We start from the raw sequence: 20,881 nt of genomic DNA, 5'->3' as shown, positions 1-20,881 counted from the left end.
CTTCTCACGACGGGGCCCCCTCCTCCGGGATGTCGGACCTGTCCTCGGCCTCGGGGTCGAGGAGCGCGCAGACCACGGTCAGCAACCGGTCGACGTCCACCGGCTTGGGCACGTACGCGCTGGCGCCGCGCGCGATGGACTTCTCGCGGTCGCCGGGCATGGCCTTGGCGGTCAGCGCGACGATGGGCAGCCCCGCCCAGCGGGGGGTGCGGCGGATGGCGGCGATCGTCTCGTAGCCGTCCATCTCCGGCATCATGATGTCCATCAGGACGAGTTCGACGTCCGGGTGGCGCTCCAGGGTCTCTATGCCCTCGCGGCCGTTCTCCGCGTAGAGGACCGGCATGCCGACGCGGCCCAGGACATGGGTGAGCGCGAAGACGTTGCGGATGTCGTCGTCGACGATCAGCACCCGCCGTCCCGGCAGCACCTGGCCGGGGCGCCCGGACTGCCAGGCCTCCAGCTTGGCGGGCGTGGGCCAGGAGTCGTCCGCGTCAGGCCCGCCCGGGAAGGGGTCGGCCGACAACTGCTCCGGGACCGGCAGCAGTTGGTCCTCCGGGGCGGGTCCGGTCGCCGGGTGGCCGGGGCTGACGACGGGGACGTACAGGGTGAAGGTGGAGCCCTTGCCGGGTTCGCTCTCGGCGACGATACGGCCGCCGAGCAGGCCCGCGATCTCCCGGCTGATGGACAGGCCGAGGCCGGTGCCGCCGTACTTGCGGTTGGTGGTGCCGTCGGCCTGCTGGAACGCCTCGAAGATCACCGGGAGTTTCTCCCGCGCGATGCCGATGCCGGTGTCGGACACCGTGAAGGCGACCACCTCGTGGCTCTCGCGGACACGGACGCGCTCGGGGTCCTTGACCCGGGTGACCCGCAACTCGACCCGGCCCGACGCGGTGAACTTGATCGCGTTGGACAGCAGGTTGCGCAGGATCTGCTGGAGGCGCTGCTCGTCGGAGTACATCACGCGCGGCACGTCCTCGCCGACCGTCACCTCGAAGGCGAGACCCCGGTCGAGGGTGAGCGGGCGGAAGGTGGCGTGGACGTAGTCCAGCAGCTTGATCAGGGGGAGGCGCTTGGGGCGTACGTCCATCCGGCCCGCCTCGATCTTCGACAGGTCGAGGATGTCGTTGATCAGCTGGAGCAGGTCGGAGCCCGAGCGGTGGATCGTGGCCGCGAACTGGACCTCCTGGTCGGACAGATGGCCGTCCGGGTTGTCCGACAGCAGGCGGGCCAGGATGAGCAGGGAGTTCAGCGGGGTGCGCAGTTCGTGCGACATGTTCGCCAGGAACTCCGACTTGTACTGCGAGGAGGTGGCCAGCAGGGCCGCCTTCTCCTCCAGTTCGGCGTTGGAGCGCCGCAACTCGGCCTGCTGCTTCTGGAGTTCGTCCGAGCGCTCCTGGAGCTGCCCGGCCAGGCGCTGGGACTCGCCGAGGAGTGACTCGGTGCGGGAGTTGGCGATGATGGTGTTGATCGCGACGCCGATGGTGTTCACGAACTGGTCGAAGAAGGCCAGGTGGACGTCGGAGAAGCGGGAGAAGGACGCCAGCTCGATCACGCCGAGGAGCTTGTCCTCGAACAGGATCGGGATGATGACGATCGTCGTGGGTGCCGCCTCGCCGAGCCCGCTGCTGATGGTGATGTAGTCCGGCGGGGCCTCCTCGACCAGGATGCGCTTCTTCTCCCGGGCGGCCTGGCGGACCAACCCGTGCACGGGCAGGCCGCCGGTCTCGACGGTCGCGCCCTCGGCGGCGCCGTACCCGGCGATGAACGCGAGCCCCTTCGCAGGAACGGTTGTGCGCAGCGAGGCGCCGTCCTCGTCGGGGTCGGCCAGGAAGAACGCACCGTACTGGGCGTTCACCAGCGGGGTCAGCTCGCGCAGGATCAGGTCGGCGACCTCCATCAGGTTGCGGTGGCCCTGCATCAACGCGGCAAGACGGGCCAGGTTGGACTCCAGCCAGTCCTTGGCCCGGGTCGTCTCGCGCAGGTTGGCCACCATCAGGTTGATGTTGTCCTTCAGCTCGGCCACCTCGCCCCGCGCCTCCACCGTGATGGAACGGGACATGTCGCCCTGGGCCACCGCGGAGGCGACCTCGGCGATGGCGCGCACCTGCGTGGTGAGGTTCAGCGCGAGCTCGTTCACGTTCGTCGTCAGGCGTTTCCAGGTGCCGTAGACGCCCTCCACCCTTGCCTGGCCGCCGAGTTGGCCCTCGCTGCCCACCTCGCGGGCCACGCGGGTGACCTCGGAGGAGAAGGAGGACAGCGTGTCGACCATGGTGTTGATGGCGGTCTTCAACTCCAGGATCTCGCCGCGCGCGTCGACGTCGATCTTCTTGGAGAGGTCGCCGTTGGCCACGGCCGTGGTCACCTGCGCGATGTTCCGCACCTGCGAAGTGAGGTTGTCGGCCATGGAGTTGACGTTGTCGGTCAGATCCCGCCAGACGCCCGAGACGCCCAGCACCTGGGCCCGGCCGCCCAGTCGGCCGTCGGTGCCGACCTCGCGGGCCACGCGGGTCACCTCGTCGGCGAAGGCCCGCAACTGCTCCACCATCGTGTTGACGGTGTCCTTCAGTTCGAGGATCTCGCCGCGGGCGTCGACCGTGATCGTCTTGGAGAGGTCGCCGTTGGCGACGGCCGTGGTCACCTGGGCGATGTTGCGGACCTGCGAGGTCAGGTTCAGCGCCATGAAGTTGACGTTGTCGGTGAGGTCCTTCCAGACCCCGGAGACGCCTCGCACCTGGGCCTGTCCGCCGAGGTTGCCCTCGGTGCCGACCTCGCGGGCCACCCGGGTGACTTCGTCGGCGAAGGCGGAGAGCTGGTCGACCATGGTGTTGATGGTCGACTTCAGCTCCAGGATCTCGCCCTTCGCCTCCACCGTGATCTTCTTGCCGAGGTCGCCCTGGGCCACGGCGGTGGACACCAGGGCGATGTTCCGCACCTGCGAAGTCAGGTTGTCGGCCATGAAGTTGACGTTGTCGGTGAGGTCCTTCCAGACCCCGGAGACGCCTCGCACCTGGGCGCGTCCGCCGAGGTTGCCCTCGGTGCCGACCTCGCGGGCGACGCGGGTGACTTCGTCGGCGAAGGCGGAGAGCTGGTCGACCATGGTGTTGATGGTCGACTTCAACTCCAGGATCTCGCCCTTCGCGTCGACCGTGATCTTCTGCGACAGGTCGCCGTTGGCGACGGCCGTGGTCACCTGGGCGATGTTGCGGACCTGCGAGGTCAGGTTCGACGCCATGAAGTTGACGTTGTCGGTGAGGTCCTTCCAGACCCCGGACACGCCCCGCACCTGGGCGCGTCCGCCGAGCTGCCCCTCGGTGCCGACCTCGCGGGCCACCCGGGTGACCTCGTCGGCGAACGCGGAGAGCTGGTCCACCATCGTGTTGACCGTGAGCTTCAGTTCGAGGAGTTCGCCGGTCGCCTCGACCGTCACCGTGCGGGTCAGGTCGCCGCGGGCCACCGCCGTCGTCACCAGGGCGATGTCCCGGACCTGCGCGGTCAGCCGGGACGCCATGGTGTTGACCGCCTCGGTCACATCCCGCCAACTGCCCGACAGGCCCTGCACCTTGGCCCGTCCGCCGAGCCGGCCCTCGGTGCCGACCTCGCGGGCCACCCGGGTCACCTCGCCGGTGAACAGCGACAGTTGGTCGACCATCTTGTTCACGGCGCGGCCCATCCGGCGCAGATCGCCGCGCAACTGCCGCGTGCCGTGGTGCAGATCGACCCGCTGGGTCAGGTCGCCGCCGGCCACCGCGTCCAGCACCCGGGTCGCGTCCGCCGCCGGCGCCACGAGGGCGTCGAGCAGCTGGTTCACGTCGTTGACCCGGGCGGTCCAGTGGCCCTGGCCCGGACTCGCGGTGAGCCGCTCGTCGAGCCGGCCGTGCCGGACCACTTCCCGTTTGACCCGCTGTACCTCGGAGTTGAAGTGCAGGCTCCGGTCGAGGATCTGGTTGTAGACCGCGACGAGTTCGGCCACCGGCCCGGTGCCCGGGCCGGGGTCGGAGACCTTCCGGAAGTCGCCGTCCCGCGCCGATGTCATCGCGGCGAGCAGAGGAAGGAGATCCGATGCTCTGATCAGACCGTCTTCGAGCATGCCTGTACCACTGTTCTCACTCATGGCGGCCCACTTCGGTGACTCGGTGCTTATGGGCGTGGCCAGTCTGTCACTCTGGCGGCGTCGACTGCGGCGTAATCGTCCGAACCGCTCGGGGAGCTGTCCATGGGGGCCATTCCGGTGCGACGGGAGACCGGCTCCCGTCCCTCTGATCCCTCTGACGCGCCTGCGCACGGCGGCGCACGACCGCGTGCGCAGGCGCGCGTGACACTGCCCGGCAACCCCCTCGCGCCGGGCGCCGCCCGCGCGTTCGTGCGCGCCCGGGTCGCGGAGTGGATCGGCCTCGGCCTGCCCGGCAGCGAACACCTCACCGGCCGCCTCATCGCCGACGCCCTCGTCGTCACCAGCGAACTCGTCACCAACGCCGTCGTCCACGCCGGCACCGACGTCGAACTGGCATGCCGGACGGAGGAGTCGGGAGCCTTCGTCGTCGAGGTCTCCGACCGCCACCCCTCACGCGCACCGCACGGCGGCGCGGCCGAACTCCCGCACGGGCCCACGGAGTACGGCCGCGGCCTGCACCTCGTCGCCCGCCTCGCCGACTCCTGGGGCGTCACCTACCGCACCGGCGCCAAGACGGTGTGGGCGAGGCTCCCGGCGGGGGGTGGGGGCGACGCGGGGGGTGGCGGGGGGTGCGGTGCGGAGGGTGGTGAGTGGTGCGGCGGGGAGGGCGGCCGGGCGTGCGCTGCGGCAGGTGGTGAGGGGTGCGCTGCGGGGTGCGGCCGGGCGTGGGCAGGCGCAGGCGGCGAGGCCTGCGTTGCGGCAGGTGGTGAGGGGTGCGGCCAGGCGGGGGCTGTGGAGGGCGCGGAGGGCGCGGAGGGCACTAAGGCGTGCGCTGCGGCAGGCGGCGAGGGATGCGTTGCGGGGTGTGACCGGGCGTGCGCCGCGGAAGGTGGCGAGGAATGCGGCGCAGACGGCGGCCAGGCGTTCGCCGCGGGATGCGGCAAGGCCCGCGCCACGGAGGGCCGCGAGGCCTGCGCCACGGAGGGCCGCAAGGCCCGCGCCACGGAGCGCCGTGAGGCCTGCGCCACGGAGCGCCGCGAGGCGCACGCCGCTCAGCCCGCCGCCCCCCGCCCCCTCGCCATACCCCACCCCGCCCCCCTACGGCCCGAACGCGACCGCGAATGGCTCAACCGCGGCGCCCTCTCCTTCCTCGCCGAGGCCTCCGACCTGCTGGCCGGACAGCTTGACGAGAACCTGGTCGCCGCGCTCGCCGGGCAGCTCCTGGTGCCCCGGCTGGCCGACTGGTGCGCGGTGTGGCTGGAGGACGAGACCAGCCGCTGGGGCTCAGCCCGGCCGACCGGAGCCGGAGCCCTGGGCGACCCCGGCGGGGCCGGACCGCACCTCGCCCGCGTCTGGCACGGCAGCGAGACCCGCATCGAGGAACTGCGCCGGGCCCTGGAGAAGGACCCGCCGCGCCCGACGGACGACCTGCGCTCCGGCCCCGTCGCGCACCCCTGGCCCGGCCGGGCGCTGGGCCCGTACGAGGCACAGGGCACGGCGCTCGCGTACCGGCTGGTCGCGGGTGGCCGCCCGCTGGGCACCCTCGTCATCGGCCGGGCCGGGCTGCTGGGCTTCCCCGACGAGGTCACCGGGCTCGTGGAGGACCTCGGTCGCCGGGTGGCCCTCGCCATCGGCGCGGCCCGCCAGTACGCCCGCCAGGCCACCATCAGCGCCGTCCTCCAGCGCGGCCTGCTGCCCGGAGCCGTCGCCGAGATACCCGGCCTGTCCAGCGCGCTGGTGTACGAGCCGTGCGACAAGGGCGGCCCCAGCGGCGACTTCTACGACCTGTTCCCGGCCGGCGACGGCCGCTGGTGCTTCGCCGTCGGCGACGTCCAGGGCAAGGGGCCGGAGGCGGCCGTGGTCATCGGCCTGGCCCGGCCCTGGCTGCGGCTGCTCGCCCGCGAGGGCTACCGCGTCGCCGACGTCCTCGACCGCCTCAACCAGCTCCTCCTCGACGAGACCACGGAGGCCGCCGACGCCGCCGCGCGCGCCCTGGCCGGGCCGACCGCCCCCGGCGACGGACCGCAGACCCGCTTCCTGTCCCTCCTCTACGGCGAACTCGTCCCGTTCCCCGGAGGCGTCCGCTGCACCCTCGCCTCCGCCGGGCACCCGCTGCCGCTGCTCCTCGGCCACGACGGCAGCGTGCGTACCGCCGCGCGGCCGCAGACCCTCCTCGGCGTCGTCGAGGACGCCACGTACACCAGCGAGACCTTCGAGCTGCTGTGCGGCGACAGCCTGCTGTGCGTGACGGACGGGGTGACCGAGCGGCGCTCCGGCTCCCGCCAGTTCGACGACGGCGACGGACTCGCGACCGCCCTCGCCGGATGCGCCGGACTGACCGCCCCGCTCATCGCGGAACGCATCCGGCGGCTCGTGCACGAGTTCGACGGACGGCCACCGGCGGACGATCTGGCGCTGCTGGTGCTGCAGGCCGAGTGACGGGCGACCGGCCGGGGTGCTGGACAATGGAAGGTATGCCTTCTGCACTTCCCGACGGCGAGCCCGTCCCCGAGGACGGCGCACTGCCCGCGTCCGCGCTCGCCGGGGCCGCCGACCGCCCCCTCGGGTTCTATCTGCACGTCCCGTACTGCGCGACCCGCTGCGGCTACTGCGACTTCAACACCTACACCGCCACCGAGCTGCGCGGCACCGGCGGCGTGCTGGCCTCCCGCGACAACTACGCGGACACCCTCGTCGACGAGATCCGGCTGGCGCGGAAGGTCCTCGGCGACGACCCCCGTCCGGTCCGCACGGTCTTCGTCGGCGGCGGCACGCCCACCCTGCTGGCCGCCGACGATCTCGTACGGATGCTGGGGGCGATCCGCGACGAGTTCGGGCTCGCGGCGGACGCGGAGATCACCACGGAGGCGAACCCGGAGTCGGTGGACCCCGCGTACCTGGCCACGCTCCGGCAGGGCGGCTTCAACCGGATCTCCTTCGGCATGCAGAGCGCGAAGCGGCACGTGCTGCGCGTACTGGACCGCACGCACACGCCCGGCCGCCCCGAGGCATGCGTGGCGGAGGCCCGCGCGGCGGGCTTCGAGCACGTGAACCTCGACCTGATCTACGGCACGCCCGGCGAGTCCGACGACGACTGGCGGGCCTCGTTGGAGGCGGCGATCGGGGCCGGACCCGACCACGTCTCGGCGTACGCCCTGATCGTCGAGGAGGGCACCCAGCTCGCCCGCCGGATCCGCCGGGGCGAGGTCCCGATGACCGACGACGACGTCCACGCCGACCGCTACCTGATCGCGGAGTCGGCGCTGTCGGAGGCGGGCTTCGACTGGTACGAGGTCTCCAACTGGGCCACCTCGGAGGCGGGCCGCTGCCTGCACAACGAGCTGTACTGGCGCGGCGCCGACTGGTGGGGCGCAGGGCCGGGCGCCCACTCCCACGTGGGCGGGGTCCGCTGGTGGAACGTGAAGCATCCGGGCGCGTATGCGGCGGCGCTGGCCGCGGGGCGGTCGCCGGGGGCCGGGCGGGAGATCCTCACGGCCGAGGACCGGCGGGTCGAACGGATCCTGCTGGAGCTGCGGCTGCGGGACGGGGTGCCGCTGGACCTCCTGCGCCCCGACGGACTGGCGGCATCGCGCCGGGCACTGTCGGACGGACTGCTCCAGGAAGGGCCGTACGCCGAGGGGCACGCGGTACTGACGCTGCGGGGGCGGTTGCTGGCGGACGCGGTGGTCAGGGACCTGGTGGACTGATGACTCGGGCGGGTGAATCAGTGCGGAACGCGGGTTCGGTCCCTAACCTGGTTCGAAGGCTGCCGCTGAAAAGCACGCGGCGAATGTGGAGGCCACGGAGATGACCACTGTGGACGAACGTGGAGTCGCAGAGTTCTTCGAGGGTTTTGAGCCGCCCGACGGACTCAAGGTGGAGCTTCTGCGGGGAGAGATCGTGATGACGGCCAGCCCCGATCTCGTGCATAACCGGATCGTCACGATGGTGCAGGATCAGATTCCGGGCAAACGCTGGGAACGGCTCCAGACTCAGGACGTCGACATTGTGAGTGAGGCCAGTGAGCCTGTGCCGGACCTGGTGGTGATGGAACGCGGAGCTGGTCCGGAATCGGGGCGCCTGCTGCCGTCACAGCTGATCACGATGGTGGTCGAGGTCGTCTCCAAGACCAGCGCCGCACGGGACTACGGAGTCAAGCGCTCGATCTACGCCGCCGGCATGGTGCCCGCCTACCTCATCATTGACCCGATCATGGCGCAATGTGTCTTGCTGACAAGACCCGTCGGGAAGGGCGAGGACGCCGACTACCAGCGGCAGCAGATCACCAAGTTCGGGGCGCCGTTGCCGCTGGAGGAGCTGGGGCTCGAACTGGACACCAGCGAGTTTGGAACGTTCTCGGGCGTCAGGCCTCACCGCTACCCGTAACGAAGTCGATCAACTCCTCCACCCGCCCCAGCAGCTCCGGCTCCAGATCCTTGTAGGACCCCACCCGCTTCAGGATCGCCTGCCACACCGCCCCGGTGTTCTCCGACGGCCACCCCAGCGCGCGGCACACGCCCGTCTTCCAGTCCTGGCCGTGCGGGACCCTCGGCCACTCCGCGATGCCCAGGGACGACGGCTTCACCGCCTCCCAGATGTCGATGTACGGGTGGCCCACGACGAGGGCGTGCTCGTTCGTCACCGACTGGGCGATGTGCCACTCCTTCGTGCCCGGCACCAGGTGGTCGACCAGGATGCCCAGGCGGGCGTCCGGCCCCGGGGCGAAGTCCGCGACGATCGACGGCAGGTCGTCCACGCCCTCCAGGTACTCCACGACGACGCCCTCGATGCGGAGGTCGTCGCCCCACACCTTCTCGACCAGTTCGGCGTCGTGCCGGCCCTCGACGTAGATGCGCCCGGCGCGGGCCACGCGCGCGCGTGCGCCGGGGACGGCGACCGAACCGGAGGCGGTACGGGTCGCCCGTAGCGGCGAAGCGGTGGGGCGTACGAGGGTGACCACCCGGCCCTCCAGGAGGAAGCCGCGCGGTTCCAGCGGGAACACCCGGTGCTTGCCGAAGCGGTCCTCCAGGGTGACCGTGCCCGCCTCGCAGCGGATCACCGCGCCGCAGAAGCCCGTCCCCGGCTCCTCGACCACCAGGCCGGGCTCGGCGGGGACCTCCGGTACCGGCTTCGGCTTCTTCCACGGAGGGGTCAGGTCGGCGGAGTACTGGCGCATTCGGATGACGATAGGAGAAGCCCCCGCGCGATCACTGCGACACGCCGAAACGGGTTGCCAGGGCGTCCCGCTGGCGTCGTACGAACGCCGCGTCCACCACCGCTCCGTGACCGGGCACGTACAGCGCGTCCTCGCCGCCCAGCGCCAGGAGGCGGTCCAGGGCCGCGGGCCACTGGGACGGGACGGCGTCCGGGCCCGCCTGCGGTTCGCCCGACTCCTCGACCAGGTCGCCGCAGAAGACGACCTCCGGGGTGCCCGGGACCAGGACGACCAGGTCGTGGGCGGTGTGGCCGGGGCCCGCGTTCGCCAGCAGCACCTGCCGGTCGCCGCCCAGGTCGAGGGTCCACTCGCCGGAGACGTGGTGGCGGGGCGGGGTGAGCGTGTCCACGGCCTCGTCGGCCAGGCGGGCGTCCAGACCGTTGCGGACCGCGTCCGCGCGCAGCTCCTCGCGCGCGTGGGGCGCGAACGCCGACTCGATGCCCACCGCGCCGTAGACCTCCGCCCCGGCGAACGCCGCCGCCCCGAAGACATGATCGAAATGGGGATGCGTCAGCGCGAGATGAGTCACACGGTGACCGGTCAGCGCCTCCGCCCGCATCCGCAGCCGCCCGCCCTCGGCGAGGCTCGACCCGGCGTCGACCACCAGCGCCGTACCCTCGCCGACGACCAGCCCCACCGTGCAGTCCCAGCCGGGCAGCCGACGCCGGAAGACCCCGGTCGCGACCTGCTCCCATCCCAGCTCTTCCCAAGTCACCGTCATACGGCGACGCTAGCGGTGACCGCCCCTTCCGGCACGGCGTCGCGGGACCGGCCTTGCCCGGGGTGCACCCCACGGCCGTACACTGGGCCGGGGACGGCTGGCACTCGCACGGACAGAGTGCCAGGCGAAGCGCCAAGGGGACGACTTCTGGAGGTGTGCGCGATGCTGAGTGAACGCAGGCTTCAGGTGCTGCGCGCCATCGTCCAGGACTACGTCGGCACCGAGGAGCCGGTGGGGTCCAAGGCCCTCACCGAGCGGCACAACCTCGGCGTCTCCCCGGCCACCGTGCGCAACGACATGGCGGCCCTGGAGGACGAGGGGTTCATCGCCCAGCCGCACACCAGTGCCGGGCGGATCCCGACCGACAAGGGCTACCGGCTCTTCGTCGACAAGCTGGCCGGCGTCAAGCCGATGACCGCGCCCGAGCGGCGGGCCATCCAGAACTTCCTCGACGGCGCCGTCGACCTCGACGACGTCGTCGCGCGGACGGTACGGCTGCTGGCCCAGCTCACCCGGCAGGTCGCCGTCGTGCAGTACCCGTCGCTGACCCGGTCGACCGTGCGGCACGTGGAGCTGCTCTCGCTCGCACCCGCGCGCGTGATGCTCGTGCTGATCACGGACACCGGCCGGGTCGAGCAGCGGATGGTCGACTGCCCGGCGCCGTTCGGCGAGACGTCCCTGGCCGATCTGCGGGCCCGGCTGAACAGCCGGATCGCGGGTCGGCGCTTCACCGACGTGCCGACGCTCGTCGAGGACCTCCCCGAGGGCTTCGACCTGGAGGACCGCGGCACGGTCTCGACGGTGCTCTCCACCCTGCTGGAGACGCTCGTCGAGGAGAACGAGGAGCGGTTGATGATCGGCGGCACCGCCAATCTGACCCGCTTCGGACATGACTTCCCCCTCACCATCCGGCCCGTCCTGGAGGCCCTTGAGGAGCAGGTCGTGCTCCTCAAACTCCTTGGCGAGGCCGGGGATTCGGGCATGACCGTGCGCATCGGGCACGAGAACGCCTACGAGGGACTCAACTCAACGTCCGTGGTGTCGGTCGGCTACGGTTCGGGCGGCGAGGCAGTCGCCAAGCTCGGCGTGGTCGGACCGACCCGCATGGATTACCCGGGAACGATGGGAGCGGTACGCGCAGTGGCACGGTACGTCGGACAGATCCTGGCGGAGTCGTAAGTGGCCACGGACTACTACGCCGTTCTCGGCGTGCGCCGCGACGCGTCGCAGGATGAGATCAAGAAGGCGTTCCGCCGGCTCGCGCGCGAGCTGCACCCGGACGTCAACCCGGATCCGAAGACCCAGGAGCGGTTCAAGGAGATCAACGCCGCTTACGAGGTGCTGTCGGACCCGCAGAAGAAGCAGGTCTACGACCTCGGCGGCGACCCGCTGTCCCAGGCGGGCGGCGGGGGCGCGGGCGGCTTCGGCGCGGGCGGCTTCGGGAACTTCTCGGACATCATGGACGCGTTCTTCGGGACCGCGTCCCAGCGCGGGCCGAGGTCGCGGACGCGGCGCGGTCAGGACGCGATGATCCGGCTGGAGGTCGAGCTCGACGAGGCGGCCTTCGGTACGACGAAGGACATCCAGGTCGACACCGCCGTCGTCTGCAACACCTGCAGCGGTGAGGGCGCGGCGCCGGGGACCTCCGCGCAGACGTGTGACATGTGCCGCGGGCGCGGTGAGGTGTCGCAGGTGACGCGGTCGTTCCTGGGGCAGGTCATGACCTCGCGGCCGTGTCCGCAGTGCCAGGGGTTCGGGACCGTGGTTCCGACGCCGTGTCCGGAGTGCGCGGGGGACGGGCGGGTGCGGTCCCGTCGGACCCTGACCGTGAAGATCCCGGCCGGTGTCGACAACGGCACGCGGATCCAGCTCGCGGGTGAGGGTGAGGTGGGGCCGGGTGGCGGTCCTGCCGGTGACCTGTACGTCGAGATCCATGAGCTGCCGCATGCGATGTTCCAGCGGCGCGGGGACGATCTGCACTGCACGGTGACCATTCCGATGACGGCGGCGGCGCTGGGGACGAAGGTGCCGTTGGAGACGCTGGACGGTCTTGAGGAGGTCGACATTCGGCCCGGGACCCAGTCCGGGCAGTCGATTCCGCTGCACGGGCGTGGTGTGACGCATCTGCGGGGTGGTGGGCGCGGTGATCTCATCGTGCATGTCGAGGTGCAGACGCCGAGCAAGCTGGATCCGGAGCAGGAGCGGTTGTTGCGGGAGCTGGCGAAGCTGCGGGGTGAGGAGCGGCCGCAGGGGCAGTTCCAGCCGGGGCAGCAGGGGTTGTTCTCGCGGCTGAAGGATGCGTTCAACGGGCGGTGACGGTGGGTGGGCGCCGGGTTGTTTTCGCCCCCGCCGCCCCTACCCGTCCCATCCCCAGGGGCTGCCGCCCCTTCGACCCCGCCTGGGGGCTCCGCCCCCTGGACCCCCGCGGGGCTTCGCCCCTGCACCCCCATCGGCCCTGAACGGGCCTCGTCCTCAAGCGCCGGACGGGCTGGATGTACCGACCGGCGCCGGCAAGGGGCGTCTGGTTGTTGCGTCGGCTTCAAGCGCTGGGCGGGGTTGTGATGGGTGGGCGGAAGGGTGGGTTCGGTCTTGTTCTGGGGACGTGACAACATGCCGTCATGTCCTCCGCGCTGACCGATCTTTTCCCCCATCCGATCGTGCAGGCCCCGATGGCGGGCGGTGTGTCCGTGCCGGCGCTTGCCGCTGCCGTGTCCGAGGCCGGAGGGCTCGGGTTTCTCGCGGGTGGGTACAAGACCGCCGATGGCATGTACCAGGAGATCAAGCAGTTGCGGGGGCTGACCGGCCGGCCCTTCGGGATCAATCTGTTCCTGCCGCAGCCGGAGTACGCGGACGCGGCCGCCGTCGATGTCTACGCCCATCAGCTGGCCGGGGAGGCGGGCTGGTACGAGACGGAGCTGGGCGATCCGGACTGCGGACGGGACGACGGGTACGACGCCAAGCTCGCCGTGCTGCTCGACAACCCGGTGCCGGTGGTCTCCTTCCACTTCGGAGTGCCGAGCCCCGAAGTGCTCGACTCCCTCCGCCGGGCCGGGACCTTCACCCTGGTCAACGCGACCACCGCCGACGAGGCGCTCGCCGTGCAGCGGGCCGGGGCCGACGCGGTGATCGCGCAGGGGATCGAGGCAGGCGGCCACCAGGGGACGCATCGCGACAACCCCGAGACCGACGGGACCGGGATCGGGCTGCTGTCGCTGATCGGGCAGATCCGCGAGACCGTCGCCATTCCTGTCGTTGCCGCCGGCGGCATCATGCGGGGCAGCCAGATCGCCGCCGTGCTCGCCGCGGGCGCGAGCGCCGCCCAGCTCGGTACGGCATTCCTCGCCACGCCCGAGTCCGGGGCCGGCGCCGTGCACAAGCAGGCGCTGACCAACCCCCTGTACGTACGCACCGAGCTGACGCGCGCCTTCTCCGGGCGGCCCGCCCGCGGGCTCGTCAACCGGTTCATGCGCGAGCACGGGCCGTACGCCCCCGCCGCCTACCCGGAGGTCCACCACCTCACCGCGCCGCTGCGCAAGGCGGCCGCCAAGGCGGGTGACGCGCAGGGCATGGCGCTGTGGGCCGGGCAGGGGCACCGGATGGCCCGTGAGCTGCCGGCGGGGCAGTTGGTGGAGGTGCTGGCGGCCGAACTCGACGCCGCCAGGACAGCGTTGTCGGTGGGTCAGGAAGGCGGTGCGGGGCGATGACGGCTCCGGTGTTCGTGGTCGAGCACTTCGATGCGGGTCGCGGCGGGCGGTACGTCCTCGACGGGCCCGAAGGGCGGCATGCCGTCTCCGTGAAGCGGCTGCGGGCCGGTGAGGGTGTGGTCCTCACCGACGGGGCCGGGCGCTGGGCCGAGTGCGTGGTGCTGGAGACCGAGGGCAAGGACCGGCTCGTCGTCGAGCTGGGCGAGGTCGCGGAAGAGGCCGAGGCGTCTCCCCGGATCACCGTCGTCCAGGCCCTGCCCAAGGGCGACCGCGGTGAACTCGCCGTCGAGACCATGACCGAGGTCGGCGTCGACGCGATCGTGCCCTGGGCGGCCTCCCGTTGCATCACGCAGTGGAAGGGCGAGCGCGGGCTGAAGGCGCTCACGAAGTGGCGGGCCACCGCCCGTGAGGCCGGCAAGCAGTCCCGGCGCGTCCGCTTCCCCGAGGTCGCGGACGCGGCGACCTCCAAGCAGGTCGCCGCGCTGCTCGCGAAGGCCGACTTCGCCGCCGTACTCCACGAGAGCGGCCAGGAGCCGCTGGCGACCGTCGGACTGCCCGCCGCGGGGGAGATCGTGCTGGTCGTCGGGCCCGAAGGGGGCGTGGCGCCGGAGGAGTTGGCCCTCTTCGAAGAGGCCGGGGCGCTGCCCTACCGGCTCGGGCCCAGTGTGCTGCGCACGTCGACCGCGGGCACCGCCGCCGCGGCCCTGCTGCTCGGCCGTACCGGCCGCTGGTCCTGACATCGGCCCCATCCGTTCAACTCCCCGCCGGACGGTCCACCAGTGGACCGTCCGTTCGGTCACGACGAGTCTCTCGGCCTGCGGTCGTTGCGCACGGCAGAACAGTACGTCGACGGGGCCCGCGGGAGCGGAGTTGTGGCCGTATGCGCTCTACCGCGGCGGCCGGGACAGTGGCAGGCTGCCCTCCATGGGGGCATTGAGGCGGATTTGGCGTCGCCCGCGAGGGGCGCGAGTGGCGGGTGCGGCCGGGCTGGTCGTGGTCGCCGTCGGCGGAACCGTCGCGTGCGAGACGATGGGGATGAGCACCGCGTCCATCGCGTACACCACCGACCAGACCGTGACGCGGGAGCTGGAGCGGCAGAAGGCGGACGTGCAGTGGCTCACCTGCCGCGCCTCCTACGGCGACGACGGCAACGGCTCGACGCCCAGCGCGGGCGAGGAGACGGTGGCCGACGTCGACTGCGACGGCAGGACCAAGGACGGCAAGGACATCACGGTCGACGGCACCGTCACCCGCGCGGTCGACGGCAAGTGCGTCCGCGGCAACCTCGTTGCCAAGGTGGACGGCAAGGAGTGGTTCCACGTGGACGGGCTGGGCAACTGCGAGGGGACGCCGTCACCCGTCGTCGTACCGAGCAACGGCGGTCAGCAGCAGCCCGGCCCCACCGTCACCGTGACCGTCACCAAGACGCTGTGGTGCAAGGAGGATCCGCAGTGCTGGCCCGAGGGCAAATGACCCCCGGGGGCCGGTCGTCCGGAGGGCAAGTGATCGAAACCCCTTACCGCGGGTCACGCCGCTGCGTAGGGTGAGCGGGTGACTCAGCCTGCGGCCACGGCATCCGCGTATCTCCGGTTCCCCCACCTGCACGGCGAGTTGATCGCCTTCACCGCCGAGGACGACGTCTGGCTCGCCCCTCTAGAGGGCGGACGGGCCTGGCGGGTCAGCGCCGACAACGTCCCCGTCACCGCGCCGCGCATCTCGCCCGACGGCACCACCGTCGCCTGGACCTCCACCCGCGACGGCGCACCCGAGGTGCACATCGCCCCGGTGGACGGCGGGGCCTCCACCCGCCTCACGCACTGGGGCAGTTACCCGACCCGGGTGCGCGGCTGGACCCCCGACGGACACGTCCTCGCGACCAGCAGCCAGGGCCGCGCGAGCCGCAGCCGCACCTGGGCGCACGCCGTCCCGCTCGACGGCGGACCGGCGACGACCCTGCCGTACGGGCCCGTCGGGGGAGTGGCCTACGGGCCGCACACCGTGCTGCTGTCCGTGGGCATGGGACTGGAGGCGGCCCGGTGGAAGCGGTACCGGGGCGGTACGACGGGGAAGTTGTGGATCGACCGGGACGTCCGCGACGGGGAAGGCGCGGGGGAGTTCGTCCGGCTGCACCAGGAGCTGGACGGGAACATCGAGTACCCGGCGTGGGTCGGCGAGCGCATCGCCTTCCTCTCCGACCACGAGGGCGTCGGGGCGCTGTACTCCTCGCTCGCCGACGGTTCCGACCTGCGCCGGCACACCGCTCTCGACGGTTTCTACGCCCGCCACGCGGCCTCCGACGGCACCCGCGTCGTCTACGCCTGCGCCGGTGAACTCTGGCTGCTCGACGACCTCGACGGCGCCGAGCCGCGCCGCCTGGACGTCCGGCTCGGCGGACAGCGCACCGACCGGCAGCCGTACCCGGTCAACGCCGCCCGCTGGTTCGGCTCCGCCGCCCCCGACCACACCGCGCGCGGCAGCGCCGTCTGCGTGCGCGGCGCCGTCCACTGGGTCACCCACCGCTCCGGCCCCGCCCGCGCGCTCGCCGCCGAACCCGGCGTACGGGCCCGCAAGCCGCGCAGCTTCCGCGCCGAGGGCGAGGAGTGGGTGGTGTGGGTGACCGACGCCGAGGGCGACGACGCCCTGGAGTTCGCCCCGGCCACCGGACTCGCCCCGGGCGCCACCCCGCGCCGGCTCGCCGCCGGACAGCTCGGCCGGGTCCTCGACCTCGCCATGGCCCCGGACGGCAGCCGGGCCGCCGTCGCCGCGCACGACGGACGCGTGCTGCTCGTCGAGCGGGAGACCGGCGAGGTGCGCGAGGTCGACCGCAGCACGGACGGCGACGTGTCCGGGCTGGTGTTCTCGCCCGACTCCGCCTGGCTCGCCTGGGCGCACCCCGGCCCGCGCCCGCTCAGCCAGCTGCGGCTCGCCAACACGACCGACCTGTCGGTCACCGAGGCGACCCCGCTGCGGTTCCAGGACTACGCGCCGGCGTTCACCCAGGACGGCAAGCACCTGGCCTTCCTGTCCGCGCGCTCCTTCGACCCCGTCTACGACGAGCACGTCTTCGACCTCGCCTTCGTGGTCGGCTCCCGCCCGTACCTGATCACCCTGGCCGCCACCACGCCCTCGCCGTTCGGGCCGCAGCGGCACGGGCGGCCCTTCGACGCCCCCGACAAGGACGAGACGCCCGACAGCGAGGGCGCCCCGGCCACCCGTATCGACCTCGAAGGGCTCGCCGACCGGATTGTGCCGTTCTCGGTCGAGGCCGCCCGCTACACCGCCCTGCGGGCCGCCAAGGACGGACTGCTGTGGCTGCGGCACCCCGTCACGGGCGAACTCGGCGCCTCCCGGGCCGCACCGGAGGACCCCGACCCCAGGGCCGAGCTGGAGCGCTACGACCTCCTTCAGCAGCGCGTCGAGCATCTCGCCGCCGACGCCGACCACTTCGAGGTCAGCGGCGACGGCAAGCGGGTGCTGCTGTGGACCGACGGCCGGCTCAAGGTCGTCCCCAGCGACCGGCGGGCCTCCGGCGACGAGGACAGCGACACCAACGTCACCGTCGACCTCGGCCGGGTACGGCAGACCGTCGACCCGGCCGCCGAGTGGCGGCAGATGTACGAAGAGGCCGGCCGCGTCATGCGCGACCACTTCTGGCGGCCGGACCTGAGCGGGGTGGACTGGGACGGGGTCCTCGACCGCTACCGGCCGGTGCTGGAACGGGTGGCCACCCACGACGACCTGGTGGACCTGCTCTACGAGGTGCAGGGCGAGCTGGGCACCTCGCACGCGTACGTCATCCCGCGCGGCGGACACCGCGGCGGCGCCCGGCAGGGACTGCTCGGGGCCGACATCTCCCGCCGGGAGAACGGCAGTTGGCACATCGACCGCATCCTGCCCTCGGAGACGTCCGACCCCAAGGCGCGGGCGCCGCTCGCCGCGCCCGGCGTAGCCGTGCGGGCCGGGGACGCGATCGTCGCGGTGGGCGGGGTGCCGGTGGATCCGGTGGCCGGGCCCGGTCCGCTGCTCGTCGGCACGGCGGGCAAGCCGGTCGAGCTGACCGTGTCCCCGGCCGGCGGCGGCGAGCCGCGGCACGCGGTGGTCGTGCCCGTCGCCGACGAGGAACCCCTGCGCTACCACGACTGGGTGGCCGGGCGACGGGCGTACGTCCATGAGCGGTCCGGCGGGCGGCTGGGCTATCTGCACGTGCCCGACATGCAGGCGCCGGGCTGGGCGCAGATCCACCGGGACCTGCGGATCGAGGTGGCCCGGGAGGGGCTCGTCGTGGACGTCCGGGAGAACCGCGGCGGGCACACCTCGCAGCTCGTCGTGGAGAAGCTGGCCCGCCGGATCGTCGGGTGGACCGTGCCGCGGGGGATGCGGGCGTCGAGCTACCCCGAGGACGCGCCCCGCGGGCCGGTCGTGGCGGTGGCCGACGAGTTCTCCGGGTCCGACGGGGACATCGTCAACGCGGCGATCAAGGCGCTCGGGATCGGGCCGGTGGTGGGCACGCGGACCTGGGGCGGTGTCATCGGCATCGACAGCCGCTACCGGCTGGTCGACGGGACGCTCGTCACCCAGCCGAAGTACGCGATCTGGCTCGACGGTTACGGGTGGGACGTGGAGAACCACGGCGTGGACCCGGACGTGGAGGTCGTACAGCGCCCCCAGGACCATGTGGCCGGGCGGGACGCGCAGTTGGACGAGGCGATCAGGATCGCGCTGGAGTCGCTGGACCGGAACCCGGCGAAGACACCGCCGTCGCTGCCCTGACCGGCTCGCTACCATGCCCCTACGAGATCACCAGCGTGAAGGAGGCACACGCATGGCAGGGGAGCCCCAGGACGACTGTCTGTTCTGCAAGATCGTCGCCGGCACCATCCCGGCGACGATCGTCCGCGAGACCGAGACCACCATCGCCTTCCGGGACATCAACCCCCAGGCGCCCACGCACGTCCTGGTCATCCCCAAGGCGCACTACAGGGACGCCGCCGCGCTGGCCGCCGCCGCTCCGGACATCGCCGCCGACGTGCTGCGTGAGACGCAGGCGGTCGCCGACGAGGAGAAGGCGGAGAGCTACCGCATCGTCTTCAACACCGGCTCCGGCGCCGGCCAGACCGTCTGGCACGCCCACGCGCACGTCCTCGGCGGCCGTGGCCTGCAGTGGCCGCCGGGGTAGCCGGCCGTGTCCGTACGTGAACTGGTGGTCCTCGGCACCGCGAGCCAGGTGCCCACCCGGCACCGCAACCACAACGGCTACCTGCTGCGCTGGGACGGCGAGGGCATCCTCTTCGACCCCGGCGAGGGCACCCAGCGGCAGATGCTGCGGGCCGGAGTCGCCGCCCACGACCTCAACCGGATCTGCGTCACGCACTTCCACGGGGACCACTCCCTCGGCCTCGCCGGGGTCATCCAGCGCATCAACCTCGACCGGGTGCCGCACGACATAACCGCCCACTACCCGAAGTCCGGGCAGCGCTTCTTCGACCGCCTCCGGTACTCCACCGCCTACCGCGAGACCGTCGACATCCGGCAGGCGCCGGTGAGCCGGGACGGCGTCCTCGCCACCGCGCCCGGCTACACGCTGGAGGCCCGCAAGCTCTCGCATCCCGTCGAGTCGTACGGCTACCGGATCGTCGAGCCCGACGGCAGGCGCATGCTGCCCGAACGGCTCGCCGCGCACGGCATCAAGGGCCCGGACGTCGGCCGGATCCAGCGCGAGGGCTCCCTGCGCGGTGTCTCGCTGGACGACGTCAGCGAGGTCCGCCGCGGCCAGCGGTTCGCGTTCGTCATGGACACCCGGCTGTGCGACGGCGTGCACGCCCTCGCCGAGGGCTGCGACATGCTCGTCATCGAGTCCACCTTCCTCGAGGAGGACACCGCCCTCGCGGTCGAGCACGGCCACCTCACCGCCGGGCAGGCGGCACGGGCGGCCCAGGACGCGGGCGTACGGCACCTGGTGCTCACTCACTTCAGCCAGCGCTACAGCGATCCCGACGAATTCGAACGGCAGGCGCGGGCGGCCGGGTTCGAGGGCGAGCTGACGGTGGCGCACGATCTGCTGCGGGTACCGGTTCCGAAACGTCGCTGAAACGCCCGTACGATGCTTTGATGCCCCTCCCCAAAGCTGAACTGCACCTGCATATCGAAGGCACCCTGGAGCCGGAGCTGGCCTTCGAGCTGGCCGCCCGCAACAGCGTCGAACTGCCGTACGCCGACACCGACGCGCTCCGCAAGGCCTACCGGTTCGAGGACCTCCAGTCCTTCCTGGACCTGTACTACGAGCTGATGGCGGTGCTGCGCACCGAGCGGGACTTCGAGGACCTCGCCGACGCCTACCTCGCCCGCGCCGCCGCGCAGGGCGTCCGGCACGCGGAGATCTTCTTCGACCCGCAGGCCCACCTCGCGCGGGGCGTCGCCATGGGCACGGTCGTCGAGGGACTCTCCCGCGCGCTGGAGCGCAGCGAGGAGCGGCACGGCGTCTCCACCCAGCTGATCATGTGCTTCCTGCGGGACGAGTCCGCCGAGTCGGCGATGGCGACCCTCGAGGCCGCCCGCCCCCACCTCGACCGGATCGTCGGGGTCGGCCTCGACTCCGCCGAGGTCGGCCACCCACCGGTGAAGTTCCGGGAGGTCTACGAGGCCGCCGCCCGGCTCGGGCTGCGCCGGGTGGCGCACGCCGGGGAGGAGGGGCCGCCGGAGTACATCACCGAGGCCCTGGACGTGCTCGGCGTCGAGCGGATCGACCACGGGCTGCGCTGCGTGGAGTCGCCCGAGCTGGTCGAGCGGCTGGTGCGGGAGCGCGTGCCGCTGACGCTGTGCCCGCTGTCCAACGTGCGGCTGCGCACGGTCGACGTGCTGGCCGAGCATCCCCTTCCCGCGATGCTGGAGGCCGGGCTGCTGTGCACGGTCAACTCCGACGACCCCGCCTACTTCGGGGGCTACGCGGGGGACAACTTCGACGCGGTGCGCTCGGCGCTGGGCCTGAGCGAGGAGCAACTGCGGGAGCTGGCCCGCAACTCCTTCCTGGCCAGTTTCCTGGAGCATGACGAGGAGCGGCGGGCCCGGTACCTCGCGGAGGTCGAGGCGTACGAGTTCTGAGGGGCGGGTGGGGTCGTGTGTCGTCAGCGGGC

15 protein-coding genes are annotated in these 20,881 nt (G+C 72.2%); 12 read left to right on the top strand and 3 right to left on the bottom strand.

The genetic code is table 11. The annotated features are described in order from the left end of the window. Positions 1-4: 4 nt before the first annotated feature. Positions 5-4,111 (bottom strand): HAMP domain-containing protein, encoded by a 4,107-nt coding sequence (locus tag ICC28_RS02680; RefSeq protein ID WP_411158560.1) that lies wholly within the window; start codon positions 4,109-4,111, stop codon positions 5-7. Positions 4,112-4,213: 102 nt separating this feature from the next. On the opposite strand from ICC28_RS02680, the gene ICC28_RS02675 reads away from it, so the two are divergent. The 3 genes from ICC28_RS02675 (at position 4,214) to ICC28_RS02665 (ending at position 8,497) form a co-directional block, all read left to right on the top strand. Then, a complete protein-coding gene (locus tag ICC28_RS02675; RefSeq protein WP_188286717.1) occupies positions 4,214-6,550 on the top strand; it encodes a SpoIIE family protein phosphatase in 2,337 nt (778 codons plus the stop codon). A gap of 35 nt (positions 6,551-6,585) precedes the next feature. Next, entirely contained in the window at positions 6,586-7,818 is a 1,233-nt protein-coding gene (hemW, locus tag ICC28_RS02670) for a radical SAM family heme chaperone HemW (RefSeq protein ID WP_188286716.1), read from the top strand. A gap of 100 nt (positions 7,819-7,918) precedes the next feature. After that, a complete protein-coding gene (locus ICC28_RS02665) occupies positions 7,919-8,497 on the top strand; it encodes a Uma2 family endonuclease (protein ID WP_188286715.1) in 579 nt (192 codons plus the stop codon). Here the strand turns inward: ICC28_RS02665 and ICC28_RS02660 are convergent. Next, entirely contained in the window at positions 8,475-9,287 is an 813-nt protein-coding gene (locus tag ICC28_RS02660) for a DUF3097 domain-containing protein (RefSeq protein ID WP_188286714.1), read from the bottom strand. The genes ICC28_RS02665 and ICC28_RS02660 overlap by 23 nt on opposite strands. A 31-nt stretch (positions 9,288-9,318) precedes the next feature. After that, positions 9,319-10,047, bottom strand: a complete 729-nt coding sequence (locus tag ICC28_RS02655; protein WP_188286713.1) for an MBL fold metallo-hydrolase — start codon at positions 10,045-10,047, stop codon at positions 9,319-9,321. Between the two features lie 162 nt (positions 10,048-10,209). On the opposite strand from ICC28_RS02655, the gene hrcA reads away from it, so the two are divergent. The 9 genes from hrcA to ICC28_RS02610 all read left to right on the top strand — a co-directional run bounded on the left by hrcA (position 10,210) and on the right by ICC28_RS02610 (position 20,849). Further along, the gene (hrcA, locus tag ICC28_RS02650) at positions 10,210-11,226 is read left to right on the top strand and encodes a heat-inducible transcriptional repressor HrcA (protein ID WP_188286712.1); all 1,017 of its coding nucleotides are present in this window, start codon (positions 10,210-10,212) and stop codon (positions 11,224-11,226) included. Then, positions 11,227-12,363, top strand: a complete 1,137-nt coding sequence (dnaJ, locus tag ICC28_RS02645; protein WP_188286711.1) for a molecular chaperone DnaJ — start codon at positions 11,227-11,229, stop codon at positions 12,361-12,363. 302 nt (positions 12,364-12,665) lie between these two features. Then, a complete protein-coding gene (locus ICC28_RS02640) occupies positions 12,666-13,751 on the top strand; it encodes a nitronate monooxygenase (RefSeq protein ID WP_188286710.1) in 1,086 nt (361 codons plus the stop codon). After that, entirely contained in the window at positions 13,748-14,488 is a 741-nt protein-coding gene (locus ICC28_RS02635; protein WP_188286709.1) for a 16S rRNA (uracil(1498)-N(3))-methyltransferase, read from the top strand. Before ICC28_RS02640 ends, ICC28_RS02635 begins: the two co-directional genes overlap by 4 nt. A 187-nt stretch (positions 14,489-14,675) precedes the next feature. Beyond that, positions 14,676-15,224, top strand: a complete 549-nt coding sequence (locus tag ICC28_RS02630) for a hypothetical protein (protein ID WP_188286708.1) — start codon at positions 14,676-14,678, stop codon at positions 15,222-15,224. A 78-nt stretch (positions 15,225-15,302) separates the two neighbouring features. After that, on the top strand, positions 15,303-18,521 hold the full coding sequence (locus ICC28_RS02625) for a S41 family peptidase (RefSeq protein WP_188286707.1): 3,219 nt from the start codon (positions 15,303-15,305) through the stop codon (positions 18,519-18,521). 52 nt (positions 18,522-18,573) lie between these two features. After that, positions 18,574-18,927 (top strand): histidine triad nucleotide-binding protein, encoded by a 354-nt coding sequence (locus ICC28_RS02620; RefSeq protein WP_188286706.1) that lies wholly within the window; start codon positions 18,574-18,576, stop codon positions 18,925-18,927. A gap of 6 nt (positions 18,928-18,933) precedes the next feature. Further along, a complete protein-coding gene (locus ICC28_RS02615) occupies positions 18,934-19,839 on the top strand; it encodes a ribonuclease Z (RefSeq protein ID WP_188286705.1) in 906 nt (301 codons plus the stop codon). Between the two features lie 20 nt (positions 19,840-19,859). Then, complete coding sequence (locus ICC28_RS02610) at positions 19,860-20,849, top strand: adenosine deaminase (protein ID WP_188286704.1); 990 nt, start codon at positions 19,860-19,862, stop codon at positions 20,847-20,849. Positions 20,850-20,881: the final 32 nt, after the last annotated feature.

It is taken from the genome of Streptomyces sp. TRM68416, from assembly GCF_014596915.1.
Taxonomy (GTDB): domain Bacteria; phylum Actinomycetota; class Actinomycetes; order Streptomycetales; family Streptomycetaceae; genus Streptomyces.
This window is presented reverse-complemented; position numbering and strand designations above follow the sequence as displayed.